Source organism: Stenotrophomonas sp. RS-48 (assembly GCF_030053245.1).
GTDB classification, from domain to species: Bacteria; Pseudomonadota; Gammaproteobacteria; order Xanthomonadales; family Xanthomonadaceae; genus Stenotrophomonas; species Stenotrophomonas maltophilia_P.
In genome coordinates, this window is record NZ_JASGBV010000076.1 from 1 (window position 1) to 9658 (window position 9658).

Genomic DNA, 9658 nt, shown 5'->3' on the forward strand with positions numbered 1-9658 from the left:
TCGAACGGCCCGGTCGGTGCCACCACGTACACACGCGGCGGTCCCTCGCCCCGGGCCATCTCCGCGGCCAGCCCGGCGCCCTTGGCAATCGTGGTGAAGTAGATGTGGTTCATCACCACGCCATCGCGATAGTTGGAGCCGTAGCCGGCAACCAGCAGATCGCCCGTGGCCAGGTCGGCCCGGGTGCCGTGATAGAACGGCCCGGCGACCTGATCGCAGGTGTCCTGCGAAACGGGTGTCCATTCGGTGTCCTGCGTCATCGCGATACCCCAGGTTGTCCTGCCGGATCGACAGGCCGGCGAGTCTAGGGGGCCAGGTGGGCCTTGCTGCAAGGCCCCATCCGGGAAATAATCTGTAAGTGGGAGGCGCAGCGCGCCTCCTTTTTCATTCTGCGGCGCGGCGCCCTTCCAGCTCGCGCACCGCTGTTTCCAGCGCATCCAGCTTTTGGCGGGTCTTCAGCAGCACCGCGCGCTGCACTTCAAATTCCTCGCGCGTGACCAGATCGAGCTTGGCCAGCCCAGCCTGCAGCGCGCTCTTGAAGGTGGCCTGCAGTTCCTCGCGTGATTCGCGCAGGCCCGGCGGCACCAGGTCGCTGAGGCGGCGGGCGAGGTCATCGATTTGGTTCAGGTCGATCATGGGGTGCTCCGTGGGTGGCGCCCGCGCATCAGGCGCGGGCAGGCCGTTCAGCCACAAGGATACTGCCGGCGCGCGCTGCCCGGACAGGCAGCCGCGGCGTCGCACCGGGCGCGTTCAGGCGCTATCCTCCACGCCGGAAGACAGGAGATCGACGATGAAGATGGTCATGGCGGTGATCAAGCCGTTCAAGCTCGACGACGTGCGCGAAGCGCTGGCCGAGCGTGGCGTCACCGGCATCACGGTGACGGAGGTCAAGGGCTTCGGCCGCCAGAAGGGGCATACGGAGCTGTACCGTGGCGCCGAGTACGTGGTCGACTTCCTGCCGAAGGTGAAGCTGGAAGTGGCGGTGACCGATGACCAGGTGGAGGCGGTGGTGGAAGCCATCGTCAAGGCGGCCGGTACCGGCAAGATCGGCGACGGCAAGGTATTCGTGTATGACCTGGGCAGCGTGGTGCGTATCCGTACCGGCGAGCTGGACGCAGACGCGCTGTAAGCCGTACGGCGGGATGTTGTAGAGCCGAGCCGATGCTCGGCTGCCGTTCCGCCGTTATGTAGAGTCGAGCTTGCTCGACTCTACAAAGAGCAGCCGAGCATGGGCTCGGCTCTACAAGGAGCGGTAAAGCGGTGAGCGGAGCGACGCTTACCGGCGCTTCGCCCACTTATAGAACCGCTTCCAGCCCTGGCGCACTGCGGCCACCCAGCCGGGGTCGGCTACCAGGGCGGCCTGGGTGGCGCTGGGCGCCTGTCCGGTCACGCGCTGGCGGATCTTCAGCAGGTTCTTCATGTCGCTGCGGCGCATCTGCCGGGTCAGCGGATTGCGGCGCAGCCAGCGCGGTGCGCGCCAGGCCGAGGTGAAGTCCAGCAGCACCGGTACGCCGCCGCTGACCACCACGTTGGTGCCGTGCAGATCGTTATGGGTGATGCCGGCCGCATGCAGGCGGCTGAGTGCGTGCTGCAGCTGCTCGAACACTTCATTGCCGACTGCCTGGGCGGTGCTGAGGGTCTGGCCGGGAATGAACTCCATGCCCAGTGCCAGGCCTCCCAGTGTTCCCAGCAGTGCCGGCGCGTGCTTCCAGCCGCCCAGGCGCTGCAGCATGCGCGCTTCACGGCGCACCATCAGGCGTGCGACCAGCGACAGCGGCGTGCCGCGATAGCGGGAGTAGTCCTTGATGACGGCCTCGCGGCCATCCAGGCAGGTGCGATAGACATCGGGGGCCAGCAGGCGTTCGCCACGCTTGAGCAGCAGGGGCGTGGTGGCGTCATCGCCGCAGGTCTGGCAGGGGGAGGCAGGAAGGGGCATGGCGGGGTCTCGGACGACCCGGTGGGCGGCGCTGAAGCGTCAAGCGAACCGGTGAGGCGGGGGAAACTGGCTAAACTTTCGTTAAGTCAATTTTAGTACCGGCAAGTTCGCTAATCCACGTTCTGTCGGAGAAATGTCGGGGCCGTGGCTGGAACAGTTCGTCGCGCACGGGCGGACAATTTCGTCTCACTCTTAGGTTTGGGGCATTGAAAATCAATAAGTTGAAGAGGAAATCCACCCGTTCAGCCAAGCGCCGCTGAACATGGCGCACGTGTGGCTTGACCCCGGCGCACGGCCTGCCGACCATAAGCTGTTCATCCGCGACATCGGCGGCCGCCCCGTTCCGGCACGTCCCCGTCCCCTGCCGCGTTGCCACCGATGCCGGCCGCCTGCGCCGTGCATCGCCCCCTGATTCCCGTTCCGGCTGCCGCCGGAGGAAAGTTTTTGATGATCAAGATCGTACTGGCAGTGCTGTTCGTGGCCTGCGTGCTGTACATCCACTTCCGTGGCAAGGTCCGCGCGCGCTGGTCGCGCCAGCTGCTGGACCACTCCAGTTTCATGGCCCCGATCAACGTGGTCATGTACATGTTCTCGAAGGTGCCGACCACGCCGTTTCTGGACCCGGGCAAGGAGTTCCCGCAGCTGGAACCCCTGCGCCAGAACTGGCAGATGATCCGTGACGAGGCGCTGGCGCTGCGCGATGCGCAGAAGATCGCTGCGTCCAGCAGTTTCAACGATGCGGGCTTCAACTCGTTCTTCCGCCGTGGCTGGAAGCGCTTCTACCTGCGCTGGTACGGCCCCTCGCACCCGTCAGCGAAGACGCTGTGCCCGAAGACCGTGGCCCTGATCGAGTCGATTCCGGATGTTCGCGCAGCGATGTTCGCGCAGCTGCCGCCGGGCAGCGAGCTGCGTCCGCACCGCGATCCGTTCGCCGGTTCGCTGCGCCTGCACCTGGGCCTGAGCACCCCCAACGATGATGCCTGCTACATCGAAGTGGACGGCATCCGGAAGAGCTGGCGCGACGGCGAGTGGATGATGTTCGACGAAACCTACATCCACCACGCGCATAACGAGACCGAGCAGGACCGAGTGATCCTGTTCTGCGACATCGCGCGCCCGCTGCGCTTCGGCCTGCCGGGCCTGTTCAACCGTGCGGTGGCCGCCACGCTGCTGGCCGGTGGCGCTTCGCCGAACCTGCCAGGTGATCCGACCGGGGGTGTCAACAAGGCATTCGGCAGCCTGTACAAGGTGCGCCTGAAGGCCAAGGCGCTGCGCGAGCGCAGCGTGGTGGCCTACCAGGTCATCAAGTGGGGCCTGGTGGCGGCGGTGATTGCCGGAATCTGGGCGCTGTAAGCGAAACGCCGGGCATCGCCCGGCGTTGCCTGCAAATGAAAAACCCGCGCTGCTGCCAGCGCGGGTTTTTTGTTGGATCAGCTCTTCAGTGCCGCCTGCACGAACGGCGGGGTCACCAGCACGCCGGTGTGCAGCGCGGCGGTGTAGTACAGGGTCGTGAAGGTCTTGGCGGCCGAATCAGCCTGGCGGAAGTCGAAGCTGCTGTCGCCCTTGCGCGCCATGGTCACGCTCCACCAGCCGGTTGGGTAGCACGGCTGCGGGAACGGCAGGGTCTTGAACGAACCGAAGCCGGCCTTGCCCATCTCGGTACGCATCTCGTTGATCAGTTCCAGCTGCATCAGCGGCGATTCGGACTGCTGCACCAGGATGCCATCGTCCTTCAGCGCCTTGAAGCAGCTCTCGTAGAAGGCCTTGTTGAACAGGCCTTCGCCCGGGCCGACCGGGTCGGTGGAGTCCACGATCACCACGTCCACGCTGCCGGCCGGGCAGTTGGCCATGTAGGCCACACCGTCGTCGAACAGCAGTTCGGCGCGCGGATCGTCGTTGGAGTCGCACAGCTCCGGGAAGTGCTTGCGCGCCATCACCGTGACCTGCTCGTCGATGTCGCACTGGGTCACGCTCTCCACGCCCTTGTGCTTGAGCACTTCGCGCAGGGTGCCGCAGTCGCCGCCACCGATGATCACCACGCGCTTGGGGGCGGCGTGGGTGAACAGCACCGGGTGGCTGATCATCTCGTGATAGAAGAAGTTGTCCTTGCTGGTCAGCATGATGGCGCCATCGATGGTCATCAGGTTGCCCCAGTCGGTGGTCTGGAAGATCTCGATCTTCTGGAAGGGCGACTGCACCTCGTCCAGCTTGCCGGTGATGCGGTAGCCGATGGCCGAGCCGGTGCGCTCGAAATGCTCGATGTACCAGTTGTTGCTGTCAGTCATGGGACGTGTCCTTCTGGGGTCCTGTTCGGAGGGGGTAGAGCCGGGTTGGCGGCACGGGGCCGCGTGGCGCAAGCCACATCCGGACGGATCGGCCTGTTCAGGTCCGGCAGGAGCCGGGTCACGGGCGCGGGCGCGCATGATAACGAACCTGTGGGCATATAGGCGTTATCATGCCCCCCCTTTTATTGCCAACAAGGCCGACTGAAATGACCGATTGGTCCCTCGACCAAGCCCGCAAGACCTACTCGATCCCGCATTGGGCGGATGGTTACTTCGACGTGGATCAGGCCGGGCACATGGTGGTGAGACCGACCGGGGCGGACGGCCCGGTGGTGTCGCTGCCCAAGGTGGTGGACGCCGCCCGCGAGGCGGGCGCCAAGCTGCCACTGCTGGTGCGCTTCCCGGACATCCTCGGCCAGCGCCTGGGCAAGCTGCAGGCGGCATTCGCCCAGGCCCAGCAGGACTGGGATTACGCGGGTGGTTACACCGCGGTGTACCCGATCAAGGTCAACCAGCACCGCGGCGTGGCCGGTACCCTGGCCAGCCACCACGGCGAGGGCTTCGGCCTGGAAGCGGGCAGCAAGCCGGAGCTGATGGCGGTGCTGGCACTGTCGCGCCCGGGCGGCCTGATCGTCTGCAACGGCTACAAGGACCGTGAGTACATCCGCCTGGCCCTGATCGGTCGCAAGCTGGGCCTGCAGACCTTCATCGTCATCGAGAAGCCGTCCGAGCTGAAGCTGGTGCTGGAAGAGTCCAAGGCGCTGGACGTGAAGCCCGGCCTGGGCGTGCGCATGCGGCTGGCGTCGCTGGGCGCCGGCAAGTGGCAGAACAGCGGGGGCGACAAGGCCAAGTTCGGCCTGTCCCCGCGCCAGTTGCTGGACCTGTGGAAGTCGCTGCGCGATACCGAGTACGCCGATTGCCTGAGCCTGCTGCACTTCCACATGGGCTCGCAGATCTCCAACGTGCGCGACATCGCCAACGGCATGCGCGAAGCCACCCGCTACTTCGTTGAACTGTCGCAGCTGGGCGCGAAGATCACCCATGTGGACGTGGGCGGCGGCCTGGGCGTTGATTACGAAGGCACCCGTTCGCGCAGCTTCTGCTCGATCAACTACGGCTTGAATTCGTATGCCAGCAACATCGTGCAGCCGCTGGCCAACGCCTGCGAAGAGCACGGCCTGCCCCCCCCGCGCATCGTTACCGAGTGCGGCCGTGCGATGACCGCGCACCATGCAGTGCTGATCGCGAATGTGTCCGAAGTGGAACAGGCGCAGGAAGGCCGCGTGCCGGACCAGCACGATGACGAGCCGGCTTCGATCCGTCATCTGCGCGAGATCCACGAGGAACTGGACGTGCGCCCGGCGGTGGAACTGTTCCAGGAGGCGCAGCACTTCCATGCCGAAGGCCTGTCCAGCTACGCGCTGGGCCAGATCGACCTGCCGCAGCGTGCGCGCATCGACGACCTGTTCTACGCCATCGCCCACGGCGTGCGTGCGCGCCTGAGCTATGACGAGAAGAGCCACCGTCCGGCGCTGGATGAACTGAACGAGCGCCTGGTCGACAAGTACTTCGTCAACTTCAGCGTGTTCGAATCGATTCCCGACGCGTGGGCCATCGACCAGGTGTTCCCGATCGTGCCGATCGAGCGGCTGGACGAAGTGCCGGACCGTCGCGGCATCATTGCCGACATGACCTGCGACTCGGACGGCATGGTCAAGACCTATGTCGAGAACGAGAGCCTGGACAGTTCGCTGCCGCTGCACGCGATCAAGCATGGCGAGAGCTACCGCATCGGCTTCTTCATGGTCGGTGCCTACCAGGAGATCCTGGGCGACATCCACAATCTGTTCGGTGACACCGACGCGGTGGAAGTGGTGGCCGATGCGGACGGCTACGCGATCACCCAGCAGCGTCGTGGCGACACCACCGACGTGATGCTGGACTACGTGGGCTACCGGCTGGATGACCTGCGCGCGGCCTATGCCCAGCGCGTGGCTGCCGCCGGGCTGTCGCCGGAGCGTGCGCAGGAACTGTCGCAGGCGCTGGAGGCGGGCCTGACCGGCTACACCTACCTGTCCGACGAGCCGCTGGTCTGATGCCTGCGGCAACGCCGGGCATGGCCCGGCGCTATCGGTCCTGATGAGCGCCCGCGCGATCTTCCACCTGTTCCTGCATGCCGCCGTGCCAGCCCTGCTGGCATGGTGTTCTGGCGCAAGCGCTTTGCATCGGCGTGGTTGCTGATGCTGCTGGGCTGGATCATCGACCTTGACCATCTGCTGGCCGATCCGATCTACGCGCCGAACCGCTGCAGCATCGGCTTCCACCCGTTGCACACCGCGCCGGCGATCGCGGTGTATGCCGGGCTGTGCGTGCCGAAGAAGACCCGCCTGGTGGGCATCGGCCTGGTGATCCACATCATGCTCGACGCCATCGACTGCTGGTGGATGCATCACCGCTGAGGCGGGTCGTGCAGCGCCGGGGCGGCTCTACCGGGGAGGCGGGGCGTCCGTCGGGGCCAGCGGCAGTTCCAACCGTGCGCGCAGTCCCGGGTTCTCGTTGGAAAGGCGCAGTGAGCCGCCGTGGCTGGCGGCGATCTCCGCGGCGATCGCAAGGCCCAGGCCGCTGCCTTCCACTCGTTCGTCCAGGCGTACGCCACGCTGCAGGACACTCTCCAGCTTGGCTTCGTCCAGCCCCGGGCCGTCATCGCGCACTTCGATATGCAGCCGGTCCTGTTTGGCCAGGGCCCGCAGGCGTACTTCGCTGGCGGCCCATTTGCCGGCGTTGTCCAGCAGGTTGCCCAGCATCTCCTCCAGGTCGGTGGCTGCGCCGGCGAAGGCCAGCCCGTGTGCCACGTCCATCTGGAAGCGGATGCGGCGGCCGGCATGCACGCGGGTCATCAATCGGTACAATGCCTCCACCGCGGGCGCCACATCGCTGCGCTGGTGGTGGTCCACGGCCAGGCCGGCGGCCAGGTAGCGGTCGATGCTCGCACGCATGCGCGCGCCCTGTTCGTGCACCGTGCGCCGCCAGCCGCGTCCTTCACCCTCCGCCTCGGCCGCCAGCACGCTCAGCGGCGTCTTCAGCGCATGCGCCAGGTCCTCGGCGCTGCTGCGCGCGCGCGCGACCATGCGCTGGTGGTGATCGAGCAGGGCATCGAGCTCATCGGCCAGCGGCGCGATCTCCAGATCCAGCCGGCTGCGGTCGATGCGCTCGGCATCGCCACGGCGGATGCGTTCCAGCTGCTGGCCCAGGCCGCGCAGTGGGCGCAGGCCGAAATGCACCTGGCTGGCCAGCACCGCCAGCCAGGCCGCGACCAGCAGGCCCAGCGCGAGCGCGCTGCGCTGACGGAAGGCGGCGGTGTCCGCGTCCAGCGCGCTGCGATCATGGGCAACCAGCGCAATGTAGGGCTGCGATGCACGTGGCAGGCGCACCTGCTGCACACGGGCACGCAGCGATTGCTGCATCGGCCCGCTCAGATTGCGCTCGGCCGGGCCGGTGGCCGTGACCGGCAGCGTCTGGTCCCACAGCGAGCGCGACTGCAGCAGCACCTTGCCGTTGCGGTCGGTGATCTGCCAGTAGGCGCCGGAGAACACACGCTGGAAGCGCGCGTCGTTGGGTTCCTGGCGCAGCCGCAGCTGTCCGTCGGGATCGATCTCCGCCTGCGCGAGCAGAGTCAGCATGTCCTGCTGCAACTCGCCGTCAAGACGGTCGCGCGCGCTGCGCTTGAACAGCTCGCCCAGCAGCACGCTGGCCAGCACCGACACCAGCACCAGGCCGATGCCCCCCACCAGCAGCAGCCGCCGCCGCAATGAAGGCTGGCGCGCGCTCATGCCTCGGCCAGCCGCCAACCCTGGCCACGCACGGTATGGATCAGTTCCACGCCCAGCTTGCGCCGCACCCGGCCAAGCAGCACGTCCAGCGCGTTCGAGTCCGGATCGTAACCGCCTTCGAAGACCTGTTCGCCGAGGCGGTCGCGGCTGATCACGCGGCCGGCGTGATGGATGAAGTAACTCAGTACGCGGAACTCCTGGGGACTCAGCGGCAACGGTTGCCCGTCCAGTTCAAAGCGACCGGCGTTGACGTCAAGCTGCAGGGGGCCGCACTGCAGGCGCGGGCTGGCGTGGCCCCGGCTGCGGCGGATCAGGGCACGCAGGCGCAGCACCAGTTCATCGGCCTGGAACGGTTTGGTCAGGTAGTCATCGGCGCCTGCATCGAAGCCGGCCAGCTTGTCGTGCCAGCGGCTGCGTGCGGTCAGCACCAGCACCGGAAAATCGCGGCCATGGGCACGCCAGCGCTCGATCACGCTCAGTCCATCCAGGCCGGGCAGGCCAAGATCGACGACTGCGGCATGCAGGTCCTCGATCTGGCCGATCTCTTCCGCACGACGGCCATCGGTGGCCACATCGACCACGTAGCCGGCCTGCTCCAGCAGGGGCTGCAGGCGTTTGGCCAGCTCGGTGTCATCCTCGGCAAGCAGGATCCGCATCAGTCGTCCAGTTCCATCTTCAACAACGTCCCGTTGCGCGCATCATAGTCCAGCTCCACCACTGCGCCGTCGTCACGCAGGATCTCCACCTCGTACACCGCGTCGTCCAGCTCCACCTCCAGCAGTTGGCCGGGCTGGCGCCTGAGCGCGTCGCGCACCACCTGTTCCAGGGGCACGTAACGGCCCTGCTGCACGGCGCGGCGCGCGACCTGCTGCGCCGGGTCCGGCGCAGGGCCGGCAGCGGAGCCCGGAGTGGCCAGGGCCAGCAGCAGGGGCAGGGAGACCAGCATCGGTGACGGATCCTCGGGCGATGGCGACAGGCGCGAGCATGGCACCGCCGACTAACAGCCGACTAACGATGGCCGCTAAGGGGCTGTTAGCCGACCGCGGCATCGTGGTGCTGCCGGAATGGTCCGGCCACGAACAGGAGAACTCCCATGCTGAAGTCGCTCACCCTCGCCACCGTCGCCGTGCTGGCCATTGCGCCGGCCGTGCACGCTGCACCACTGGGCATGGCCCAGGCCGAGCAGGCCCTGCGCAAGGCCGGCTACACCCAGATCCACGAGATCGAACGCGATGACGGCCTGTGGGAAGCCGACGTCAGCCGCGCCGATGGCCGCTTCAGCGAGGTCTACGTGGACCCGAAGACCGGCGAGATCTTCGATGAGCACAACGGCCGCGCGCTGCTGCCGACCGAGCAGGTGCTGGCCAAGGCACAGTCGCAGGGCCTGCGCGAGATCCACTCGCTGGAGCGCGATGGCGCCACCTGGTCGCTGGAAGCGCGCAATGCCCGCAACCAGAAGGTCGAGGTGCGCCTGAGCGGCTATGACGGCCGCATCCTGCACAGCGAACGCGACGGCTGGCTGGATTGAGCGCCTCGGGCAGCGCGTAACCGACATCATGGCCGAGATTTCCGCGGCCTCGCAGGAACAGAGCGCCGGCATCGAGCAG

General features: G+C 66.8%; 11 protein-coding genes and 1 pseudogene. 5 read left to right on the forward strand and 7 right to left on the reverse strand.

Going from position 1 to position 9658, the window contains the following annotated elements:
- Positions 1-260: NAD(+)--rifampin ADP-ribosyltransferase (locus tag QMZ25_RS14100; protein ID WP_283219828.1), on the reverse strand; the 260-nt coding region annotated here is incomplete at its 3' end.
- A 124-nt stretch (positions 261-384) separates the two neighbouring features.
- Positions 385-636, reverse strand: a complete 252-nt coding sequence (locus tag QMZ25_RS14105) for an accessory factor UbiK family protein (RefSeq protein ID WP_053518135.1) — start codon at positions 634-636, stop codon at positions 385-387.
- A 154-nt stretch (positions 637-790) separates the two neighbouring features.
- Here QMZ25_RS14105 and QMZ25_RS14110 point away from each other — a divergent pair, with 154 nt between their 5' ends.
- The gene (locus QMZ25_RS14110) at positions 791-1129 is read left to right on the forward strand and encodes a P-II family nitrogen regulator (RefSeq protein ID WP_005411374.1); all 339 of its coding nucleotides are present in this window, start codon (positions 791-793) and stop codon (positions 1127-1129) included.
- A gap of 147 nt (positions 1130-1276) precedes the next feature.
- Here the strand turns inward: QMZ25_RS14110 and QMZ25_RS14115 are convergent, their stop codons facing one another.
- Positions 1277-1936 carry an RIO1 family regulatory kinase/ATPase gene (locus QMZ25_RS14115; protein WP_053518133.1) on the reverse strand — a complete coding sequence of 220 codons (660 nt, stop codon included), beginning with the start codon at positions 1934-1936 and terminating at the stop codon, positions 1277-1279.
- 447 nt (positions 1937-2383) lie between these two features.
- Between QMZ25_RS14115 and QMZ25_RS14120 the strand changes: the two genes are divergently transcribed.
- Positions 2384-3289 (forward strand): aspartyl/asparaginyl beta-hydroxylase domain-containing protein, encoded by a 906-nt coding sequence (locus QMZ25_RS14120; RefSeq protein WP_053520375.1) that lies wholly within the window; start codon positions 2384-2386, stop codon positions 3287-3289.
- Positions 3290-3366: 77 nt separating this feature from the next.
- Here QMZ25_RS14120 and speE read toward each other — a convergent pair whose 3' ends face one another.
- The gene (speE, locus tag QMZ25_RS14125) at positions 3367-4221 is read right to left on the reverse strand and encodes a polyamine aminopropyltransferase (protein WP_053520374.1); all 855 of its coding nucleotides are present in this window, start codon (positions 4219-4221) and stop codon (positions 3367-3369) included.
- Between the two features lie 206 nt (positions 4222-4427).
- Here speE and speA point away from each other — a divergent pair, with 206 nt between their 5' ends.
- Positions 4428-6317 carry an arginine decarboxylase gene (gene speA, locus QMZ25_RS14130; RefSeq protein ID WP_053520373.1) on the forward strand — a complete coding sequence of 630 codons (1890 nt, stop codon included), beginning with the start codon at positions 4428-4430 and terminating at the stop codon, positions 6315-6317.
- A 43-nt stretch (positions 6318-6360) separates the two neighbouring features.
- A pseudogene (locus QMZ25_RS14135) lies at positions 6361-6680 on the forward strand (DUF6122 family protein).
- A gap of 27 nt (positions 6681-6707) precedes the next feature.
- On the opposite strand, the gene QMZ25_RS14140 reads toward QMZ25_RS14135, so the two are convergent.
- The 3 genes from QMZ25_RS14140 to QMZ25_RS14150 are packed head-to-tail and all read right to left on the reverse strand — an operon-like array spanning position 6708 to position 8997.
- Entirely contained in the window at positions 6708-8051 is a 1344-nt protein-coding gene (locus QMZ25_RS14140; RefSeq protein WP_164151936.1) for a HAMP domain-containing sensor histidine kinase, read from the reverse strand.
- Positions 8048-8707: a response regulator transcription factor gene (locus tag QMZ25_RS14145; RefSeq protein WP_053520370.1), complete on the reverse strand. Its 660-nt coding sequence runs from the start codon at positions 8705-8707 to the stop codon at positions 8048-8050. The genes QMZ25_RS14140 and QMZ25_RS14145 overlap by 4 nt, the downstream gene beginning before the upstream one ends.
- Positions 8707-8997, reverse strand: a complete 291-nt coding sequence (locus QMZ25_RS14150) for a PepSY domain-containing protein (RefSeq protein WP_053520369.1) — start codon at positions 8995-8997, stop codon at positions 8707-8709. The genes QMZ25_RS14145 and QMZ25_RS14150 overlap by 1 nt, the downstream gene beginning before the upstream one ends.
- 147 nt (positions 8998-9144) lie before the next feature.
- Here QMZ25_RS14150 and QMZ25_RS14155 point away from each other — a divergent pair, with 147 nt between their 5' ends.
- Positions 9145-9579 carry a PepSY domain-containing protein gene (locus QMZ25_RS14155; RefSeq protein WP_180875589.1) on the forward strand — a complete coding sequence of 145 codons (435 nt, stop codon included), beginning with the start codon at positions 9145-9147 and terminating at the stop codon, positions 9577-9579.
- The last annotated feature ends 79 nt before the right edge of the window (positions 9580-9658 follow it).

Excerpts from the sequence above, each read along its gene's own strand:
- QMZ25_RS14155 (WP_180875589.1), top strand. The coding sequence starts at position 9,145 with ATGCTGAAGTCGCTCACCCTCGCCACCGTCGCCGTGCTGGCCATTGCG.
- QMZ25_RS14105 (WP_053518135.1), bottom strand. The coding sequence starts at position 636 with ATGATCGACCTGAACCAAATCGATGACCTCGCCCGCCGCCTCAGCGAC.
- QMZ25_RS14110 (WP_005411374.1), top strand. The coding sequence starts at position 791 with ATGAAGATGGTCATGGCGGTGATCAAGCCGTTCAAGCTCGACGACGTG.
- QMZ25_RS14150 (WP_053520369.1), bottom strand. The coding sequence starts at position 8,997 with ATGCTGGTCTCCCTGCCCCTGCTGCTGGCCCTGGCCACTCCGGGCTCC.
- QMZ25_RS14140 (WP_164151936.1), bottom strand. The coding sequence starts at position 8,051 with ATGAGCGCGCGCCAGCCTTCATTGCGGCGGCGGCTGCTGCTGGTGGGG.
- QMZ25_RS14115 (WP_053518133.1), bottom strand. The coding sequence starts at position 1,936 with ATGCCCCTTCCTGCCTCCCCCTGCCAGACCTGCGGCGATGACGCCACC.
- speE (WP_053520374.1), bottom strand. The coding sequence starts at position 4,221 with ATGACTGACAGCAACAACTGGTACATCGAGCATTTCGAGCGCACCGGC.
- QMZ25_RS14120 (WP_053520375.1), top strand. The coding sequence starts at position 2,384 with ATGATCAAGATCGTACTGGCAGTGCTGTTCGTGGCCTGCGTGCTGTAC.
- QMZ25_RS14145 (WP_053520370.1), bottom strand. The coding sequence starts at position 8,707 with ATGCGGATCCTGCTTGCCGAGGATGACACCGAGCTGGCCAAACGCCTG.
- speA (WP_053520373.1), top strand. The coding sequence starts at position 4,428 with ATGACCGATTGGTCCCTCGACCAAGCCCGCAAGACCTACTCGATCCCG.